The organism is Novosphingobium decolorationis (assembly GCF_018417475.1).
GTDB lineage: Bacteria > Pseudomonadota > Alphaproteobacteria > Sphingomonadales > Sphingomonadaceae > Novosphingobium > Novosphingobium decolorationis.
The window spans coordinates 1934361-1954084 of the sequence record NZ_CP054856.1; the positions used below are offsets into that span (position 1 = coordinate 1934361).

Below are 19724 nucleotides of genomic sequence, written 5' to 3' on the forward strand. Positions count from 1 at the left end.
GTCTTCCTTATCCCAGGTCGCCGCCCGCAACGGGCAGGACGGAGCCGGTCATGTAGCTGGCCTCGTCGGAGGCCAGGAACAGGATCGGGGCGATCTGCTCATCCAGCGTGCCGTAGCGTTTCACGAAGGTCGAGGTGGTCACCTGTTCGACCGCCTCGGCCGTCCAGGCCTGCTCCTGCGCGGTGTCGCCAGACGCGTTGCGCGGCACCTTGCGCGGCGGCGCGGACGTGCCGCCCGGCGCTGTGGCGACGACGCGGATGCCCTGTTCGCCATATTCCATGGCGAGGCTCATGGTGAGGCCGTTGACCCCGCCCTTGGCCGCCGAATAGGGCACCCGGCGAATGCCGCGCGTCGCATTGGACGAGACATTGACGATGGTGCCCGCGCCCTGCTCCAGCATCGCGGGCAGGACCGCGTGGCAGCCATAGAGCGTGGGCATGAGCGAGCGGCGGATTTCCGCGTCGATCTGCTCGGGCTCGAACTCGGCGTAAGGCCGCATGCGGATCGCGCCGCCCACGTTGTTGACGAGGATATCGATGCGGCCGAACGCGGCCACCGCGGCCTCGGCCGCCGAACGTGCGCCCTCGTAGGTTTCAAGGTCGCACACGACCGAGATCGCGGTGCCGCCCGCCTGCGTGATTTCCGCCTCGACGTCCGCGACGAACTCGGCGCGGTCGACAAGCACCACGCGCGCGCCTTCGGCCGCGGCGCGGGTGGCGACACCCGCTCCGATACCCTGCGCCGCCCCGGTCACGATCATGACCTTATCGGCAAAACGTCCTTCGAAAATCACGGGGAGCCTCCTCAGACGTGGTAGATGTCGATGATCTGGTGAATGTAATCGTCCTTGAGAACGATCTTCTTCTTCACGATCTTCGGGGTCTCACCCGAGACATCGAGGGTGAGGAAGGTGGTGCCGAAGAACTGCAGCGTGGTCTTCGAACGGTGGCTGAGCGTGTGCCAGTTGTAGCGCAGGTCAATCTCGCCCTCGCGCGTTTCCAGCTCCTCCACATTGTTCACCGAATGGGCCGTGCGCGGCTGGGGCATCGAGGCCGAGGAGCGCTCGGTGCGGATGCGGTAGACGCGATCTTCCAGACCATTGCGGTTGGGGTAGTAGATCAGCGAGATCTGCGTCTGGGGATCGGTGCACAGTTCGTCATCGTCGGTCCAGGCCGGCATCCAGTACTCGACATCGGGCGAATAGCATTCGAGCCATTTCTCGTACTCGCGATCATCGAGCAGGCGCGCCTCGCGGTAGAGGAACGCGCAGATGTCCTGGTAGGAAAGCGTGGCGGTGTCCTTTTCGAGCGTCATGGTCATTCTGCCGCCTCCATCATTTCTGCGGGCGTTGCATCCTTCTCGATCCCGTCCAGCATGATCTGGGCCCAGAACTCGTGCTGGCGCACGAAGAGACCTTCGTCTTCCGAACGTTCGCTGGAAAGGAGCGGGTTCATGCCCATGGCCTTGGCGTTCGCGTCGGGACCTTCGATCCAGCGGGTCGCGCCGCGGCTGAGGTCGTTCCAGAGCGAACCGGCGCCTTCGTAGGCGTGCTGGCAGCTGCGGAATTCTTCGAGGTCATCGGGCGTTCCCATCCCCGAGACGTTGAAGAAGTCCTCGTACTGGCGGATGCGGTGTGCACGGTCCTGTGCGCTCTCGCCCTTCGGAGCGTAGCAGTAAATCGTCACCTCGGTGGTGTGCACGTCGAGCGGGCGCACGACGCGGATCTGGGTCGAGAACTGGTCCATCAGGAAGACATTGGGATAGAGCGCAAGATTGCGCGTCTGCTCCATGATGAACTTGGCCTTCTGTTCACCAAGCCGGGCTTCCAGATCGTCCTTGCGGTTCCAGATCGGGCGCACTTCGGGGTTCATCACCTGCGTCCAGAGCAGGATGTGGCCATGCTCGAAACCGTAGACACCGCTTGCCGGGGCCTTGGACCAGCCATTGGCGTCGACCGCCTTGGTGCCGCCTTCAGCGCGGCGGCCCATGGTCGACTGGTAGTTCTCGTGGACCGAGCTGACGTGGTAGCCGTCGCACCCGTTTTCCATCTGCATCTTCCAGTTGCCATCGAAGGTGTAGCTGGAATTGCCGACGAGGACTTCCAGGCCTTCGGGCGCCTGGTCGACCATCTGGTCGATGATGACCTTGGCCTCGCCCAGGTGCTCCTCAAGCGGGAGCACGTCGTGGTTGAGCGAGCCGAAGATGAAGCCACGGTAGCTTTCGATCTTCACGCGCGTCAGGTCGTGCGAGCCATCGAGGTTGAAGCTTTCGGGATAGGCGCCGGTGCTGGCGTCCTTGGCGCGCAGCAGCGAACCGTCGTTCTTGAAGCTCCAGCCGTGGAAGGGGCACACGAAGAGCGGCTGGTTGCCGCGCTTCTTGCGGCACAGCTGGGCACCACGGTGGGCACAGGCGTTGACGACGCAGTGGAGCGCGTCCTCCTTGCCCCGGGTCAGAATCACGGGCACGCGGCCGATGAAGGTCGTGAAGTAGTCGTTCTTCTTTTCGACCTGGCTTTCATGGGCGAGATAGACCCAGTTGCTCTCGAAGATGTACTTCATCTCCAGTTCGAACAGTTCCGGGTCGGTGAAGACGTCCCGGCGGCAGCGAAACTCGCCGGTCTCCGGGTTGTCGACGACGGCGGTCGCCACCTTCTCTTTCAAACGATGCGTCATGATCCTGTCTCCCGTGATCGTGGTGCCCGTGTGCGGGCTATTCTCAGGCGGCTTCGGTTTCCGCCTCGGCGCTGGCGCGGCGGCGGGTCGAGAGCTGCTCGTCGTCCTGCGAAGTTGCCTTCTGCAGCTGGAAGTCGAACGCGAGGTCGACACGGTCGCCCTGGCGGCTCGGCACCGGCAGCAGGCCTTCGCGGGTCCCGAAGGCAAAGTCGTCCTTGGCGAAAGGATCATCGCCAAAGTTGATCTGCGTGGTCAGCGTGCGGTAGCCCGGCGCTTCCACGAAGAAGTGGACGTGCGCGGGACGGCTGCCGTGGCGGCCCAGCGCAAACATGAGCGTTTCGGTCGCGCCGCCCGGGGGGCACGAGTAGCCGCTCGGCATCTTCGAGTGGAAGACGTAGGTGCCATCCTCGCCCAGCTTGATGCGGCGGCGGTTGTTGAACGGCGTCTGCTCGGTGGTGGGGTCGAAGTGCGAGTACCACCCCTGCGAGTTGGCGTGCCAGACATGGACGATGGCGTCCTTGACGGGCTCGCCGTCCGGGCCGGTAATGGCGCCCGTCATGGTGAGGTTGTCCGCTTCGGGATCGGGGTCGCTGGTGAGGTTCGCGCCGTTCTCGACGAGCGGGGCTCCCGAGACGTAGAGCGGGCCCTCGATGGTGCGCGGCGTGCCGCCCGAAAGGCCCGCTTCGGCGTCCTTGGCGTCCATGTAGAGGTCCATGAAGTGCTCGAGGCCCGAGCCCGGAGCAATCAGGCCGAGTTCACCCGCGCCATCGGCGAAGAACTTGATGGCGCCCCAGAATTCGTCTTCCGAGATGTCGTGCTTGACGATCACTTCCATGATCGACTCGGTCAGGTCGCGCACGATGCCCTTGAGGCGCGTGTCGCCGCCCTCCTGGCCGATGCCCGCCGCGGTATCGAGCAGCTTCTGAATTTCCGGTGTTCTTACAAAGGTCACATCCATGGTGAACTCTCCCGATTATAGAAATTGGTTGGGCTTTGGGCGCCCTCAGGTGTCGTCGTCGCGAATGGCCGAGGGGTGGCGGTTGAGCGGCGTCACCTTCATCACCATGAAGGGGTAGAGCGGCAGCGCCATGAGCACGTCGTGAAGCGCCTCGTTGCTCGCGACATCGAAGATGCTGACGTTCGAATAGAGCCCGGTCTTGCGCCAGATGTGGCGCCAGGTGCCATCGGCCTGCAGCTTCTGCGAGTAGGCCTTCTCCTCGGCCTTGAGGCGCGCGGCTTCCTCGGCGTCGAAGTCGAGGGGGATGTTGACGTCCATTTCAACCATGAAAAGCATGGGGGATCAGGCTCCTGTAGTGACGGCGTGGAGGCGCGGACCATCGCGGTCGCGCCGGAAATAGGCGATCTTGTCCTCGTCGAGCGCGATACCCAGGCCAGGGCCGGTCGGCACGCTCAGCGCGAAGTCGGCATAGTGCAGCGGCTCGGCCAGAATCTCGTCGGTCTGGAGAAGCGGGCCGAACAGTTCGGTACCCCAGTCGAGCTGCGGCAGGGTCGCAAAGACATGGGCCGAGGCGGCCGTGCCGACGCTGCCCTCCAGCATCGTGCCACCGTAAAGGCCAAGGCCCGCAGCCTCTGCGATCGCGGCGACTTGCGCGGTCGCAAAGAGACCGCCCGACTGCTCGATCTTGAGCGCGAAGACCGACGCGGCGCCCGCCTCGGCAATGCGCAGCGCCGAACGCGGCCCGTGCAGCGCCTCGTCGGCCATGAGCGGAATGGTCTGCCCCTGCGAGAGACGCGCCATCGCCGCGATGTCATCGCCCGCGGTGGGCTGCTCGACGAGGTCACAGCCCACATCGTGCAGCATCGCCATGCCAAGCCGCGCCTGGGGCTCGCTCCAGTTCTGGTTGACGTCGACACGGATGCTCGCGCGGTCGCCCAGCGCCTTGCAGATCGCGCCGACATGGGCGACGTCATCGCGCACGGCGCGCTTGCCGATCTTGAGCTTGAAGATGTTGTGACGGCGCTCGGCCAGCATCTGCTCGCCCTCGGCGATGTCACGGGCGGTGTCGCCGCTCGCCAACGTCCAGGCCACGGGCAGCGTGTCGCGCACGCGCCCGCCGCCGATCAGCTCGGAGACGGGAACGCCCAGGCGCTTGCCCGCCATGTCGAGGAGCGCGCTTTCCACGGCGCACTTGGCAAAATGGTTGCCGCGCACGCAGGCGTTGATCCGCGCCATCGTCTCGCCCACGCGGGAGATGTCGCTCGCTTCCAGCACGGGCAGGATGTAAGTGTCGATCGCGGACTTGATGCTCTCGGGGCTCTCCTCGCCGTAGCTGAGACCACCGATGGTGGTGCCTTCCCCGAGGCCCTCCACGCCATCACCGTCAACCAGGCGCACGATCGTCATCGCCTGCGAATGCATGGTGGCCATGGCCAGAACATGCGGGCGAATTGTCGGCACATCGACAATGAAGGTATCAGCGCGATCCAACGCAGCCATTGCAGCCTCTCTCCCGTGTGATTACGTTTCGAGGGAAATTTAGTACTCCCCGTGCCCGCATTCAAAGATCAATCGGGTCATGGGATTATACCTGAGAGGTATCTTGAATGGACCTGCGCCTCCTTCGCTACTTCGTCGCAGTCGCCGACGAAGGCAATTTCAACCGCGCGGCCGAGCGGCTGCACATCGCCCAGCCGCCCCTTTCCCGCGCGATCCAGCAACTTGAGGCGCATGTCGGGGCAACCCTGCTCGACCGTTCGAGCCGCCCCCTCCAGCTGACCAAGGTCGGCCGCCTGCTCCATTCGCAGGCGCTCCAGGTGCTCGCGCGGATCGAGGACGTGGAAGCGATGGTGCGCGCGGCCGCGACCAGCGAGCGGCGGCGCCTTGTCATCGGCTTCGTCGCCTCCACCATCTATGCGCGCCTGCCCGAGCTCATCCGCGAATTCCGCAAGGTCGCCAAGAACGTCGAACTGGTCATGGTCGAGAGCACCACGCTCGACCAGCTGGCCGCGCTTAAGGACGGGCGCATCGATGTGGGCTTCGGGCGCATCCGTTTCGATGATCCGGCGGTGCAGCGCGTGATCCTGCGCCACGAGAAGCTTGTCGCCGCCTTCTCGCCCGACCACCCCATGGCGAGCGGGTCCGGGCCGGTGTCGCTGAGCGACCTCGCGCAGGAGCCGCAGATCATCTACCCGCGCCAGCCCCGCCCCAGCTATGCCGACCAGGTCCTCTCGCTCTGGCGCGACTACGGGATCGAGCCAAGGATCGCGCACGAGGCGCGCGAACTGCAGATCGCCATCGGCCTTGTCGCGGCCGAGGAAGGCATCGCCATCGTGCCCGAATCGGTGCGCCGCGCGCGCAGCCACGACGTCGTCTACCGCGAGCTTGCCGAGACCGCGACTTCGCCCATCATCATGAGCCACCGCCCCGGCGACCACTCGCCCGAACTGGCGCTGATGATTGCCACGATCGCGCGCAAATACCGCGACTGGGGCTACGACGTTCCCACCGCGCTCGACGCGCACGAGGCCGCAATCGCGAGCGGTTAACCCCCTGAGCGCCTTGCGCAAATTCCACCCGAATACTCCCAGCGTATCGACCTGGCACTCAATCGGTATTTGGCACCCCCTACTAAATCACTCAGTCTCCTGAAAAATACAAAATCACAAACCGGGAGAGTATCGATATGCAAGGTATCGATGTCGGCCGCCTGATCGAGCAGGCGCCTCTGAGTTCACTGCACAAGAAGATCATTGTCGCCTGCGCCATCCTGCTGGCTCTGTTGCAAAAATCGTGAAGCTTGAGCATGCTTGGCGGAGATTGGACGGACGGAACGATGACGGATTTCAAGTGGCGCCATTTCCAGGGTGATGTGATCCTGTGGGCGGTGCGCTGGTATTGTCGCTATCCGATCAGCTATCGCGACCTTGAGGAAATGCTGGCGGAACGCGGCATTTCGGTCGACCATACGACGATCTATCGCTGGGTCCAGTGCTACGCCCCGGAGATGGAGAAGCGGCTGCGCTGGTTCTGGCGGCGTGGCTTTGATCCGAGCTGGCGCCTGGATGAAACCTACGTCAAGGTGCGGGGCAAGTGGACCTACCTGTACCGGGCAGTCGACAAGCGGGGCGACACGATCGATTTCTACCTGTCGCCGACCCGCAGCGCCAAGGCAGCGAAGCGGTTCCTGGACAAGGCCCTGCGAGGCCTGAAGCACTGGGAAAAGCCTGCCACGCTCAATACCGACAAAGCGCCGAGCTATGGTGCAGCGATCACCGAATTGAAGCGCGAAGGAAAGCTGGACCGGGAGACGGCCCACCGGCAGGTGAAGTATCTCAATAACGTGATCGAGGCCGATCACGGAAAGCTCAAGATACTGATCAAGCCGGTGCGCGGTTTCAAATCGATCCCCACGGCCTATGCCACGATCAAGGGATTCGAAGTCATGCGAGCCCTGCGCAAAGGACAGGCTCGCCCCTGGTGCCTGCAGCCCGGCATCAGGGGCGAGGTGCGCCTTGTGGAGAGAGCTTTTGGCATTGGGCCCTCGGCGCTGACGGAGGCCATGGGCATGCTCAACCACCATTTCGCAGCAGCCGCCTGATCGGCGCAGAGCGACAGCCTACCTCTGACTGCCGCCAATCTTTGCAACAGAGCCCTTTTCTGCTATGATTGTCTTCCCCATCCGAACGGCATTGGGGGATCGATATGACATCTCTTGCCAAGTTAGGGGCGTAAGTTGTGGAGCTCGCCCAAGGCGACGAGCTGCAGAGGGACTATGTGCCTCTGATCCTGCGGGCGATGGCTTGCAAGAAAGCAACTCAACGCAAACTCGCCCACCTGACCGGTATCAGCAAATCGAGGCTGGGCGTTTTGCTGCACAGCAAGCCCGAAAAACGCGTCACCATGACGCTTCCTGAATTTGAAACAATATTGCACGCGCTCGGCATGAATCTAGTGCACGCATATGTGTGCCTGAAAACCTTCAAAGGTCTCGATGAATATTATCAGAAATGTTATTCGACGGCTGTCTTCATGCTCTGCGACATATGCGTGCGCGCGCCTGAGCGAATGATTGATGTGCTCGAGGAATTGGGTGGCTTCGATGGAACCGAGATCAGGCTGGCCTGGAGCCCGTCGCTCCAAAACGCATTGATCAAGAAGGTGACCGAGGAGGTCCAAGCTATTCATGAGCGCAGAAATCGCCTCACCCATGGCGACGATTTCGACCTCTAGCCGAACTGTTCGTGGACATGGATCAGCAAACCATGCGGCTAGAATGTCGAGACGGACGCCTTCCTTCCGATTGTTGGGCGCAGCTGCGTGTTAGGGCCGGCTGTCGTCGAAATGATTGTCGCCTGGCGCCCGATCCCGCTCAATCGCGACCAGTTGAGCAGAACATTGTCCACATAGGCTTGCGTTTCAGGGATCTGCGGGACCAGGCCATTCCGAATCCGCCCCGGTCCTGCATTGTAGGCGGCGAGCGCGAGATGATAGTGGCCGAAACGGTCGAGCTGCTGGCGCAGATATTTCGCGCCCCCGCGCAGGTTCTCATTGATGCTGTAACGGTTGACGCCCAGTGCAACTGCCGTGTCGGGCATCAACTGTGTGAGCCCGAATGCGTTCTTGCGCGAGAAAGCGTCGGGCCGATACCGGCTTTCCCGGATGATCATGGCATCGAACAGGCCAACCGGAATGCCATATTGGCATGCGATGTTGCTCATCATGTCGTAGTAACTAGCCCGGCGCATCTCGGCATCGGACGTCAGAAATCCGGTCGGCCGGTAACCCGGCGAAGAGCAGCCAGGCACATAATGATAAGCCGCCGACGCGAACATGGCGCCGCCTCGCATCCAGAGCGGGACAGGCACGCTGGATGCAGGCGGGAGCTGTGCTTCGACCGCCATCGCGCCCAACTGCGCGACGCCCACATGGGCGAACGGATCTTCGGCATCGGCAGGCGCCGACCGGGGATTTGTGTCCATGAAATTGTTCGCCATCTGGAATTCCACCCATTGCCGACTGAGGTCATGCACCCGAAAGTCCCCAACCGGCGGCAACAGTGTCGCATCTGGCAGATCCCGAACTGGCGCAGCCGGCGCCGCGACGTCTTGCTTCACCGGGGCGCCCATCGCGATGAGCTGGACGCTTCGGACCGCGTGTTCAGGCCTCGAGACGGCGGGCGCTTCGACGGAACAGATCAGGCCGACGGTGGCGACACCCAAGAAAAAAGCACGCATGACGACCTCCCCATTCTTGAACCGAGGAAAATGGACGCCAGCCGAGTCCATCTTGTCAATCCGCCCCGAGACACTCTGACGGCCGGCCGCACAGCTCTTGCGAGAGCGAAATGTGGCTGATCGCGCGATACAGCAATGGCTGCGGAAAGGGCCGAATTCCTCTTCCAGAGGCCGTTCGGAATGCCCTGGTTCGCTGGTACATCGGCCAAGGTGCCCGGGCCGATGAAGAAGCGGGGATCATGCTCGTCCAGCAAGCGCGCATCGGCGAAAAGTGGATCGCCTGTGACTGCTTGCCGCCAGGTGAACCGCCGCCCATCCTGACTCCCGCCTTCCTCTCGGAAGCTGAAACCTACTACCTGCGGCGTCTTACGAGCACTGATCGGCCCGAGCATCAACCCGATTGCCCGTTTTTCCGCGAACAGGCAACAAACCGCATCACCGAAGTGTGGACACAGGAAAGCCCTGCGGAACCGCCCGCCGGCTATTTCGAGGTTCTGCGCCCCGCGCCCGAGAAGCTTGCCCAACGTCCCGAGGAGGACAGCACCGATGATCGTACCCGTCAGGCATCGATCCCGCGCCTGGCGCGGTTGCTTTGGCGGCTTCTTGCTCTTTCCGGCTTGAATCGTTGCCTGCCTCCATCGTTCGATACGGCCGAGCGTTCCATCAAAACCGAATTCCGCGTGCTCTCCGTTGCGGCCGGAAAAGTCGAAATCGCGCCAGGCATTGAACTGGGTCGCGCGTTCTGGACGCATGCTCAGGCGCTACACAGCCGACGCATGTACGCGCGTCTGCGTGAACTTGCCCGAGGCTGGCCCCGCGGCCATGCTCCGCAGGCGTTCCTGGCCCTATTTGCTCAGGATGTCCGCGGCTCCACCATATATGTGCCGGGAAGCGATCCGGTTGTCCTCGCCAATCGCGTCCAATCGCCGTCGATCCGTGGAAACCAGATCAAGGGGCCTTACCTGACGATCGTCGTTGCTGGGGAATATCCTGAAGCCCATGGGTATGCGCCGCTCCGTGCCTACGCCCAGCCTATTTTCTCAGGGAAACGCTTCGTTCCGGTAGATTCCGAATTTGAACGCGCAGTGCTCCGCGAATTGATCAAACTCCAATGGACGTTCGATCGCATCGGAATCGACCTCACCATTGAGAAACCGGTTTTCGACACACTTACGCCGATCGGCGCCTGCCGGCCTGACTTCATCCTGGAACTGCGCTCTCGCGAAACCGGCGAGATCAGGTCGATCATCGTGGAAGCCATGGGATCAACTGATGAGACGTATCTAGCCGCAAAAGCTGTCACTCATCCGCGCATGGCGCAAATTGGTCCACTCGTGTGTGTATCACCGGCGGATGTGGAAACGGGCCGCATCGGCGCTATCGTCCGTCGCGCGGCGGGCGCCTAGCTCCAGCGCATCGATGTGGCGAAGAGAATGACGATGCCGAGCGTCACAGGCATGGAAGTCAGGTACAGCTTTTGCCAGCGCCACCATATTTTCGGGACAAACAGGATGGCGGACCGAAGGGAATTGACGCTGGACCAGCCGCGCTCGCGAACCACTTCCACCATTGTCGTCGCGCAGGAGAGCGCCATGGCGATCACGCAGCACGAACCGGCAGCGACATAAAGCGCCATCCAGTTCGCCAGTTCGATCGCCGTCAGATATCGCATCTCAGCAACCTGTATAGCCGATAATCGTGCACAAAGGCTAATCGGAGTATCAGGTACCGCAAAATTGGAACTTGCCTCATCTGAGATGCACAGATGCCAAAGGTCGGCGTTGCAACGCGATGCAGAAGATGCGTGCGCGTCAGTCCGGGTCCGACCGCAGTAGTACCCGCGCTACGAGGTCGTAGCGCGTCGGGTGTATCCGATCCCGCGTCGGAAAGCGCAGCAGATCGATCGTCTCATCAGCATAGGTCGCAGCGACCGAGTTCACAATGTAGGCATGTTGACGACTGTAAGGAAGAAGCCAAATGACCCGATGGCAGATGGTCCGGATACGGATACTCGTCAGCCTGGCGGCGAGATCAGACCTTGCATCGTCGTTGGATCCGACCGAAAAGACGCATGCGCCGTACTTCTTCGTTGGGAAACGCCATCCAAGTATCTGATGTGCATGCACACGCTCGGCCGCTAGCACATCGCACTGGGGGGCATATTTCGCGTTGATGGCGCGTGCGGTCCCCAGCCCGATGCTGTCGCCCAATATGAGGCACTCAAATACGGACCTGCTCCCCGGCATCGGGAACGTTGCTGTCTTGGTCTTCGATTTGTTGCCGGATTTCCGATACGTCCACCTTGCCGATCAGGTAATCCCCCTCATCCTTGAAAAACGCCTCAATCCGCTTCGTTTCGTCCAGAGGTGGCAAAAGCGAACCGAAGCGGGCCTGCCATTGCTGCTCTACAAAACCCAGGAGTGCCTTCCAGGAAGCCGCCTCGCTTGCGTGGACCTGGAGCATCTTATGACCCTCATGCAGGATGATAAGGACGGAGGCGTGCATGATGCTATCCATCGTAAGCGGCAAATCAGTACGGGCAGGCACGACCTGCCTTTTCGTCGCAAAACATGCAATTCCGGCCACCCGAAATCAAAAATACATATCAACTATGTCTATGTACTGCCAAACTGATTCTAGAAAATACAAGAAAAACCTTCACATGTGTAAAGAGAAAGTTTCAGTTAATTTTGTATATACTCAGAAATTTATCAGAATTGTTATTATAACAACAGTTCTATCAACTCACCAAAAGTGACTTGATAGGAATCTCAGGGTTTGCAAGTACAGATTTATCAGGAGTGGCCTGCGTGATAACGAGTGCCTTACCCTGAACATAGTCCTTCACAGAGTTGACGCAGTCAAGGGCCAGCACCTTACCCTTGCTAAGATATACGAGCGTGAAGCTGCGCGCTGCGCTCTGGCCCCGCACGACGACTTCATCGTATCCCAAGCTAAGCCCGATAGTCTGGAGCTTGAGATCATATTGGTTCGACCAGAACCAGGGAACGGCGTGGTACGGCGCGGCGTCACCAGCAATATGCCTGGCGGCCGTTATGGCCTGGTCATTGGCGTTCTGAACTGACTCCAACCGGATCCGCTGACCGCCAGCAAAGGGGTTGGCATGGATCGCGCAATCGCCGATCGCGTAAATGTTCGGCAACGAAGTCTGACAGAATTCATCGACTTCTACCCCGTTCCCGCTTGCCGCACCCGCCGCGATCAATGGCTCTACGGCCGGAACGATCCCGATGCCGACGACAACCATGTCTGCGGGTAAGACCGAGCCGTCAGACATCCGGACACCCGTTACCCATCCATCATGTCCAATCAGGCAATCCATTTTGGCGTTCAAATGGATCTCAACGCCATGCGCCCGATGTTCAGCCTCATAAAAACGAGAAAGCGGTTCACCAGCGACCCTTGCCAGCACACGATCCATCGCTTCCAGCACCGTCACTTGCTTGCCGAGCTTGGCGAGTACCGCAGCCGCCTCGAGGCCGATATACCCGCCACCGATCACCACGACATTCTGCACTTTCGGCGTCTCGGCCAGCATGCGGTCAGCGTCAGCACGAGTGCGGACGTTGTGGACACCCATGAGATCGCTTCCCGAACAGCTCAAGCGACGAGGCGCACCGCCAGTTGCCCAGATCAGCTTGCCATAGCCAATGCGGCTTCCGTCGGAGAGCACAACATTTTGCTCCGCCGGATCGACGGCCACAACCCGTCGCAGGAGCTGCAACTCGATATCGCGCTCGGCCCAGATTGCCTGAGGTCGAATGAGAATTCTTTCGAAGCTCTTTTCGCCTGAGAAATATTCCTTGGAGAGCGGCGGGCGTTCATATGGCGGATCTGGCTCATCTCCCAGCAGTGCCACACTTCCCGCATATTTATGCTGGCGCAGCGCGAGCGCGGCTTGAGCTCCCCCATGCCCGGCCCCAACAATAAGAACATCGTACCGCTCGCTCATGGGATAGATAGCTTCCTTACAGGATTACATAAGCCGTGCTTTGCTTGTCACGCCGTCGGTTAACGGCAAGAGCCTGATTGAGCTCTCTTTGCGAACTCAAGTGCCCTCAATCTTCCGGCGCAATCGTGATGCAAAGTCCGTCCAGAGCATCAGAGATAGTCAACTGACAGGATAACCGAGATCTTGAGCAACGGTGCTCGGACGAGTCCAGAAGATCGTCCTCATCCGTACTCATGGGTGGCAAGCGATCGAGAAACGCTTCATCGACCTGGATATGGCAGGTTGCGCAGGAGCAACACCCTCCGCACAATGCAAGCAACTCGTCGATGCCTGCGTCGCGGATCGCTTCCAGTAACGTGGTTGCGCCATTCGGTGTGACGGTCACGCGCTCGCCAGTGCGCGTTGTAACGGTAATCTCCATTAGTCCTCTAATTTCCAAATATGCTTTTTGGCAGTCTGCTATCGACTGAAAAACCTCCACGCCGCCTTGGCGCGCAAGGCTCATGGGGAAAGCGCGTAGTCCAATCCGATATCGGCCGCGGGAGCACTTTGGGTGATGCGCCCGACTGATACAAAATCGACGCCAGTCGACGCGATTTCCCTAATCGTATCGAGCCGCACGCCGCCTGACGCTTCGATGGGGACGCGGCCGCCGACAAGGGCGACGGCCTCTTTGAGCTTGGCAGGAGACATGTTGTCGCAAAGCAGACGATCCGCCCCCGCCATCAGCGCAGGCTCGATTTGTTCGATCCCGTCAACCTCGACCTGGACTTCCAGCCCGGTATTGGCGGCTTTCGCAGCCTTGACCGCTTCGACAATGCTGCCAGCGGCGGCGATGTGGTTGTCCTTGATCAGGATACCGTCATCCAGACGCATGCGATGATTCCGCGCCCCGCCCACCTTGGCGGCATATTTCTCGATCGCCCGAAGACCGGGAATTGTCTTGCGCGTATCGAGAAGGACGCAATCCGTACCGGCGATCGCTTCGGCATAAGATCGCGTCACCGTCGCGATGCCGGTCAGGTGCTGGAGCGTATTGAGAGCGGACCTCTCGGCCGCGAGCATGAGCTGCGCGCTTCCCGCAATTCGCATGAGGGGCTGCCCAGCGGCAACATTGTCCCCATCCTGCACCAGGAATTCGATAGCGACCTCGGGGTCGAGCTTACCGAAAAACGCGGCTGCCAGCTGGAGCCCGGCAACCACTATCGGTTGCCGGGCAGCCAGAACGGCGGAAAAGCGCGCGCTGGCGGGGACTGACACACGGCTCGTGACGTCTCCGCTCCCCAGATCCTCACTCAGAACATAATCGACGAAGTTGTCGAGTTGTTGCTGATCCAGGCCCGCGATCAAATCCGACTCACGCATCAGGAAACCGCGTCCGCCAGATCTTCAACTTCTTCCTTGTCGGCGAAGACGCCGGTCAAGCGCCTCTCCTCCTCGGAGACGTTGATCAGCCGCCAGTCATCGCCCTTGGGGACCATGCCCTCGAACGACATGAGCTTCGCCAGTGGCACGCGCGGTTCTACAGCACCCAGTGCCGGCTCGCCTTTCTGAACAGCCTGGGCGGCGCGATACATCTGGGTGCGGAAGGTGAAGATCGCCTTGTCGCTCGAGCCGAGCAGATCCTCGCTGCGGTCGGCGATCGGCCCCATCGATTCCCACATCGCCATGTCCTGACAGGGAATGCCGTAGATGCCGGTAAAGTCGCCGGCTTTCATCAGGGCCCGGTCCTGCAGATAGTTGTTTTCGGCGTTGCGCCGCTTTTTGAAGGTAACGGGCTCGACGTCCTTGCCAATCTCCGCCCCGCAGAACTTGCGCCAGGCATCCTGACTGATGCCCTTCGTCGGATGCCAGGCGATCCAATAGAACATGGTGTTCACATCGTCGATCGGAACCAGCATCTGTGACAGATGATATTGGTCGTTGGACGGGATGTGCACCGTGAACGGAGCCTGGAACAGAGTCATGCGTACATAGTCCTGCTTGTCCGCATCGATGATCGGCTTGCGGATAGCAGCATAACGAAAGCCGAACGGCGTTTTCTGCACTTCAATCTTGGGCGCCTTGTCGGCCGACGGGCGAAGCCACGCGGTGTCCGTAGCCGTCGAGCCGCTTACTTCGGTGGCCGTCGGCATGTTCGATGAATGCAGGCTCGAACTGTGCGCCGAATCGATCGACCCTTCGAGAACCTGCGCCCAGTTGCAGCCGCCATGCATTTTCACGATGCTGATCTTCTCAGCCGGCGCGGCCGACCAGTTCGGCGGGCTGAAAGGGATGACATTTTCCGGGTCACCCATCCACACCCAGACGAAACCAGCAGATTCTACCACCGGATATGCCTTGGTCTTCATCGTGCCGCGTAGCTTTGCATCGACCGGCTCGGAAGACATGTCGACGGCATTGCCGTCCACATCGAATTTCCAGCCATGATAAAGGCAACGCAGGCCGCATTCCTCGTTGCGACCGAAGGCAAGGGAAGCGCGCCGGTGCGGGCACAGCTCGTCGAGCGCACCGATGCGCCCCTCCGTATTGCGGAACACGACCATGTTCTCACCCAGCAAGCGAACACGCAACGGCGTGCCGTCTGGCTCGGCGACGTCCTCGATCATGCAGGCGGGCAACCAGTGCTGCCGCATCAGCTTCCCCATTGGGGCCTCGCCCTCCACACGGCAAAGCAGATCATTTTGTTCCGGAGTCATTAGCTACCCTCCTCATTTTGGCTTGGCACGAAGACGAATCACCCTCAGGATGCGCCCTTGAAATTACTTCTATATCGTAGTAATGGCTTTTTCAAGCCTGATTTTCGGGTTGAAGGGAGCGGCAGGCAAAGAATGGCAAATGCGTTGCGACTAGGAATCATTGGGCTCGGCCGGGGTTTCATGCTCACTCTGCCCGCGCTGAAGGCCGATTCTCGCGTAGCGCTTGCCGGGGCTTTCGACCTGCGCCGCGAAGCTCGGGAACGCTTCGCGGACGAATTCGGCGCGCCGGCGTTCGATACGCTCGACGCGCTCTTGTATTCGCCGGTTATCGATGCGGTTTATATAGCCACCCCGCATGAGTTGCATGCCGAGCAGGCCATCGCCGCTCTGCGGGCTGGAAAGCATGTGCTGGTCGAAAAGCCGATGGCGACAACGCTTGCAGATTGCGCGCGTATAGAGCGCGCCGCCGCCGATGCCGGCAAGGTGCTCGTGGTCGGACCCAGCCACGGCTTCGATGCACCCGTACAGGCTGCCGCGCAATTGGTTGCCTCAGGCAGGTTCGGTGCCGTGCGGATGGTCACGGCGCTCAACTTCACCGATTTCATGTTCCGGCCCAGGCGTCCGGAAGAACTGGATAGCGCCCGTGGCGGCGGCGTCGTCTACAGCCAAGCGGCGCACCAGATCGATGTCGTGCGCCGCCTTGTCGGGCAGCCCGTTTCATCTGTTCGCGCCGTCGCCGCCAACTGGGATAGCAGCCGCCCGAGCGAAGGCGCCTATACGGCGCTGGTGACATTTGAAGCCGGTGCTGCAGCGTCGCTGACCTATAGCGGATATGCGCATTATGACAGCGACGAACTGGTGGGGTGGATAGCGGAGCTTGGCTATGACAAGGACCCGGATCGCTACGGCGAGGCGCGTAAGAGGCTTGCGACGCTATCATCGCAGGATGAAATCGAAGCCAAACTGAAGCGCACATACGGCGTCCCGGCTGTCGCTGCCGACACGCCAGCGCCGCATCATGAGCATTTCGGTTTCATCATCGTCAGCTGCGACCGCGCGGACCTGAAACTGTCGCCCAAGGGGCTCTCAATTTATGGGGACACCGAACGCGATTTCCAGCCGATCGAGCCCCCTGCCCTGCCGCGCAAGGAAGTCATCGACGAGTTTGTCGGCGGTTGCCTAGGCATTCGCCGCCCGATCCATGACGGGCGCTGGGGACTTGATACCATGGCCTGTTGCGTCGCGCTCCTCGAATCGAGCCGACGCAATACGGACGTAGCGCCCAACCAACTTCTCGACACTCTATCGGAGAAACCGTGACAATGACCAGACTGAGCCTTTCCCTCGCCTGTTGGGGCTATGACCGCACCGAAGCCCTCCAGACGGGCGCGGTCCGGCCCGACGGCATCGACCTCAACTTTCAGGTTCTGGATGTCGAGGAAACCTTCTTCCGCATGCTGCGCAATCGAGAATTCGATGTCGCTGAACTGTCGATGTCGTCCTATTGCGTGACCCTGGGCCGCGAGAATCCTGGCTTCATCGCCATTCCCGTCTTTCCTTCGCGCTTCTTCCGCCACTCCTGCATTTTCGTCTCCGCCAAAAGCGGCATCGAAAAGCCCGAGGATCTCGTCGGCAAGCGGATCGGCGTGCCTGAATATCAGATGACGGCTCCGGTCTGGATCCGCGGCATCCTGCAGGACGAGTATGGCATTGATCCTGCGTCGGTCACCTACGTCACGGGTGGTGAAGAGGAGCCGGGGCGCGAGGAGAAGCTGAAGCTCAATCTACCCGACAAGTTCAAGGTCGAGCCGATCGGACCCACCCAGACCTTGAAGCGCATGCTGGCGGATGGAGAGATCGATGCGCTGCATACTGCGCGGGCGCCGTCGACCTTCTATTCGGAGCCGGGCAAGGTTCGGCGCCTCTTCCCCAATTTTGTGGACGTTGAAAAAGCCTATTTCGCGAAGACAGGAATCTTCCCGATCATGCATGTCGTGGCCATCCGGCGAGACGTGTATGAGAAGAATCGATGGATTGCTCAGGCGCTTTACAAGGCATTCGTAGAAGCCCAGCGGTTGAGCTATGAACAATTGTTGGTGTCGGCATCGCTGAAAACGATGTTGCCATGGCAGATCGCCGCAGTGGAGGACACTATTGCTACGATGGGCAGGGAATGGTGGCCCTATGGCATCGAAAAGAACCGCCACGTCATCGAGACATTCACGCGTTACCATCACGAGCAGGGCCTGTCGCCCCGCCAGCTCACCATAGAAGAGATGTTCGCGCCCGAGACTTTCGCCGAGTTCCGCATCTAAGAAACCATCCTGCACGAGGCCAGTCTACTGCTCACATGATGGTCCTCGGGACACGTTTAATATCCCGAGGACCATCATAGGAATATGGGTTTCGGGTGCCGGGTACGGTTTTGCGATGCGTTCGTGCGGCGTCTGTGCGAGTGGAGGATCGGTTGAACCCGTCAGGAGTGAACAGATGTCGAAGCACGCCCCCAAACTCGATCCGGAACTGAGTTTGGGCTATCAGGTTCGGCGCTGCCACCGACGGTTCGATCGGCTCTTGAGTGCCTATTTGGCCAAGCACGAACTCAAAACCGGTTTCTGGTACTATCTTCGTGTCCTATGGCTCAGGGACGGGGTGACCCAAAAATATCTGAGCGACATGACTAACGTCACCGAAAATACGACGGTCGCCATGATAAACGCCATGCTTCGGCAAGGGCTGGTGCAACGCGCCAAGGACAAGGATGATCGTCGAAAATTGCGGATTACTCTTACAGATCATGGCCGTGCGCTCGAAAAGGAGCTGATGCAATACGCGATCGACATCAACAAGGTCGCTGTTGCTGGCATCGAGCCGCGCGAAGTTGAAATCTGTCGATCGGTCCTCGAGCGCATATCAGCCAATCTCGCTGCCGAATTTGATAGGCTGCCTGCGAAGCCTGCTGACGAAGGATGACTCCTCCACATCATCCCTGGATCAGGGGCAACAGGCCATGAACAGGGAGGGACGTGTGCGCCATGGCTGAACGGGAAGGCCTCACGGCCACTCCAACTCCCGATAGAGGGAAGCCTTGGCGCAGCCTGACCGACCGTTTCGGCCGAACGATCACTTATGTCCGCCTGTCCGTCACCGATCGGTGCGACCTGCGCTGCCGTTATTGCATGGCCGAGCGCATGGAGTTCCTGCCGCGCCAGGACCTCCTCACCCTGGAGGAACTGGCGGAACTGGCCGATGCCCTGATCGCGCGAGGTGTGCGACGCATCCGCCTGACCGGTGGCGAGCCTCTGGTCCGTCGCGGCATCGTCGGGTTGGTGGAGGCGATCGGCCAACACATCGGCAACGGCCTTGATGAGCTGACGATGACAACCAACGCTACCCAGCTCGCCACAGTCGCGCGCGACCTCCATCGATATGGCATTCGCAGACTCAACATCAGCCTCGACAGCCTCGACCACGAGCGCTTCCGGGCGATCACCCGGCGCGGCGACCTGGACCAGGTGTTGGCCGGGATCGCCGCCGCGCAAGACGCGGGCCTCGCCGTGAAGATCAACATGGTTGCGCTCAAGGCGCTCAACGAAGATGAAATCGGAACAATGGTTGGCTGGTGCGGCGAACGGGGATTCGATCTCTCGCTGATCGAGACGATGCCGTTGGGTGCGGTGGAAGAAGACCGGACCAATCATTATCTGCCCCTCGACCTCGTGAAACGTCGGCTGGCGCGCGAATATGTCCTGATTCCGTCGCTCCACCGAACCGGCGGACCGGCGCGCTATTATGACGTTGCCGAAACCAGTCGGCGGATAGGCTTCATTACGCCCCTCACCGACAATTTCTGCGCCGGCTGCAACCGCATCCGCATATCGGCTACTGGCACCATTTTTGGTTGTCTCGGCCGCGACCAGCGCATCGAACTGCGCGATGCGATGCGTGTTGGTGGCCGGGATGCGATCGACGCGGCGCTGGATGCCGTAATGACCGCCAAGCCACTCCGCCACGAGTTCGACATTGCGCGATCACAGCCGGCTGTCGAACGCCATATGAACGTCACTGGCGGTTGAGCGCCTCCATGATCTTTTGTTCGCCGACGCAGTATGGCCGTTACTTTTTGCGCGGCTGGTCGATTGATTTTCATAAAATTGGTCTGCCTTGAGAAAATTGGTCCATTTC

22 protein-coding genes are annotated in these 19724 nt (G+C 60.7%); 8 read left to right on the forward strand and 14 right to left on the reverse strand.

What is annotated here, in order from left to right:
* Positions 1–7: 7 nt before the first annotated feature.
* From benD to HT578_RS08910, 6 genes are read right to left on the reverse strand one after another with little or no spacing between them, the layout of a single operon-like run.
* Positions 8–793 carry a benzoate diol dehydrogenase BenD gene (benD, locus tag HT578_RS08885; protein ID WP_213503708.1) on the reverse strand — a complete coding sequence of 262 codons (786 nt, stop codon included), beginning with the start codon at positions 791–793 and terminating at the stop codon, positions 8–10.
* Positions 794–804: 11 nt separating this feature from the next.
* The gene (benB, locus tag HT578_RS08890) at positions 805–1320 is read right to left on the reverse strand and encodes a benzoate 1,2-dioxygenase small subunit (protein ID WP_213503709.1); all 516 of its coding nucleotides are present in this window, start codon (positions 1318–1320) and stop codon (positions 805–807) included.
* The gene (locus HT578_RS08895) at positions 1317–2672 is read right to left on the reverse strand and encodes an SRPBCC family protein (protein WP_039390793.1); all 1356 of its coding nucleotides are present in this window, start codon (positions 2670–2672) and stop codon (positions 1317–1319) included. The genes benB and HT578_RS08895 overlap by 4 nt, the downstream gene beginning before the upstream one ends.
* A 43-nt stretch (positions 2673–2715) precedes the next feature.
* Positions 2716–3630 carry a dioxygenase family protein gene (locus HT578_RS08900; RefSeq protein WP_213503710.1) on the reverse strand — a complete coding sequence of 305 codons (915 nt, stop codon included), beginning with the start codon at positions 3628–3630 and terminating at the stop codon, positions 2716–2718.
* A gap of 45 nt (positions 3631–3675) precedes the next feature.
* Entirely contained in the window at positions 3676–3966 is a 291-nt protein-coding gene (gene catC / locus HT578_RS08905) for a muconolactone Delta-isomerase (RefSeq protein ID WP_213503711.1), read from the reverse strand.
* A gap of 6 nt (positions 3967–3972) precedes the next feature.
* A complete protein-coding gene (locus HT578_RS08910) occupies positions 3973–5130 on the reverse strand; it encodes a muconate cycloisomerase family protein (RefSeq protein ID WP_213503712.1) in 1158 nt (385 codons plus the stop codon).
* Positions 5131–5237: 107 nt separating this feature from the next.
* Here HT578_RS08910 and HT578_RS08915 point away from each other — a divergent pair, with 107 nt between their 5' ends.
* The 3 genes from HT578_RS08915 (at position 5238) to HT578_RS08925 (ending at position 7863) form a co-directional block, all read left to right on the forward strand.
* On the forward strand, positions 5238–6179 hold the full coding sequence (locus HT578_RS08915; RefSeq protein WP_213503713.1) for a LysR family transcriptional regulator: 942 nt from the start codon (positions 5238–5240) through the stop codon (positions 6177–6179).
* Positions 6180–6466: 287 nt separating this feature from the next.
* Positions 6467–7231 carry an IS6-like element IS6100 family transposase gene (locus tag HT578_RS08920; protein WP_015449415.1) on the forward strand — a complete coding sequence of 255 codons (765 nt, stop codon included), beginning with the start codon at positions 6467–6469 and terminating at the stop codon, positions 7229–7231.
* Positions 7232–7368: 137 nt separating this feature from the next.
* Complete coding sequence (locus tag HT578_RS08925; protein WP_017184784.1) at positions 7369–7863, forward strand: hypothetical protein; 495 nt, start codon at positions 7369–7371, stop codon at positions 7861–7863.
* Positions 7864–7901: 38 nt separating this feature from the next.
* On the opposite strand, the gene HT578_RS08930 is transcribed toward HT578_RS08925, so the two are convergent.
* Positions 7902–8867 carry a lytic transglycosylase domain-containing protein gene (locus HT578_RS08930; protein ID WP_037515329.1) on the reverse strand — a complete coding sequence of 322 codons (966 nt, stop codon included), beginning with the start codon at positions 8865–8867 and terminating at the stop codon, positions 7902–7904.
* A 110-nt stretch (positions 8868–8977) separates the two neighbouring features.
* Between HT578_RS08930 and HT578_RS08935 the strand changes: the two genes are divergently transcribed.
* Complete coding sequence (locus HT578_RS08935; RefSeq protein WP_017184786.1) at positions 8978–10273, forward strand: hypothetical protein; 1296 nt, start codon at positions 8978–8980, stop codon at positions 10271–10273.
* On the opposite strand, the gene HT578_RS08940 is transcribed toward HT578_RS08935, so the two are convergent.
* From HT578_RS08940 to HT578_RS08970, 7 genes are all read right to left on the reverse strand, one after another.
* A complete protein-coding gene (locus HT578_RS08940) occupies positions 10270–10539 on the reverse strand; it encodes a hypothetical protein (RefSeq protein ID WP_017184787.1) in 270 nt (89 codons plus the stop codon). The two genes, HT578_RS08935 and HT578_RS08940, sit on opposite strands and share 4 nt — an antisense overlap.
* Before the next feature lie 139 nt (positions 10540–10678).
* A complete protein-coding gene (locus HT578_RS08945; RefSeq protein ID WP_225900034.1) occupies positions 10679–11077 on the reverse strand; it encodes an SGNH/GDSL hydrolase family protein in 399 nt (132 codons plus the stop codon).
* A 10-nt stretch (positions 11078–11087) separates the two neighbouring features.
* Positions 11088–11372, reverse strand: coding sequence for a hypothetical protein (locus HT578_RS08950; RefSeq protein ID WP_230461513.1), 285 nt, complete (start codon positions 11370–11372; stop codon positions 11088–11090).
* A 235-nt stretch (positions 11373–11607) separates the two neighbouring features.
* Positions 11608–12840 (reverse strand): NAD(P)/FAD-dependent oxidoreductase, encoded by a 1233-nt coding sequence (locus HT578_RS08955; protein ID WP_017184790.1) that lies wholly within the window; start codon positions 12838–12840, stop codon positions 11608–11610.
* Between the two features lie 106 nt (positions 12841–12946).
* Positions 12947–13261: a 2Fe-2S iron-sulfur cluster-binding protein gene (locus HT578_RS08960; RefSeq protein WP_037478039.1), complete on the reverse strand. Its 315-nt coding sequence runs from the start codon at positions 13259–13261 to the stop codon at positions 12947–12949.
* An 80-nt stretch (positions 13262–13341) separates the two neighbouring features.
* Positions 13342–14205 carry a carboxylating nicotinate-nucleotide diphosphorylase gene (gene nadC / locus HT578_RS08965; protein ID WP_017184792.1) on the reverse strand — a complete coding sequence of 288 codons (864 nt, stop codon included), beginning with the start codon at positions 14203–14205 and terminating at the stop codon, positions 13342–13344.
* A complete protein-coding gene (locus HT578_RS08970; protein WP_225900033.1) occupies positions 14205–15488 on the reverse strand; it encodes a Rieske 2Fe-2S domain-containing protein in 1284 nt (427 codons plus the stop codon). The genes nadC and HT578_RS08970 overlap by 1 nt, the downstream gene beginning before the upstream one ends.
* Positions 15489–15596: 108 nt before the next feature.
* On the opposite strand from HT578_RS08970, the gene HT578_RS08975 reads away from it, so the two are divergent.
* The 4 genes from HT578_RS08975 to moaA all read left to right on the forward strand — a co-directional run bounded on the left by HT578_RS08975 (position 15597) and on the right by moaA (position 19615).
* On the forward strand, positions 15597–16859 hold the full coding sequence (locus HT578_RS08975) for a Gfo/Idh/MocA family protein (protein WP_230461514.1): 1263 nt from the start codon (positions 15597–15599) through the stop codon (positions 16857–16859).
* Positions 16860–16861: 2 nt separating this feature from the next.
* A complete protein-coding gene (locus tag HT578_RS08980) occupies positions 16862–17854 on the forward strand; it encodes a PhnD/SsuA/transferrin family substrate-binding protein (protein WP_017184795.1) in 993 nt (330 codons plus the stop codon).
* Positions 17855–18029: 175 nt separating this feature from the next.
* On the forward strand, positions 18030–18512 hold the full coding sequence (locus HT578_RS08985; protein ID WP_017184796.1) for a MarR family winged helix-turn-helix transcriptional regulator: 483 nt from the start codon (positions 18030–18032) through the stop codon (positions 18510–18512).
* 62 nt (positions 18513–18574) lie between these two features.
* A complete protein-coding gene (gene moaA / locus HT578_RS08990) occupies positions 18575–19615 on the forward strand; it encodes a GTP 3',8-cyclase MoaA (protein WP_051034329.1) in 1041 nt (346 codons plus the stop codon).
* Positions 19616–19724: the final 109 nt, after the last annotated feature.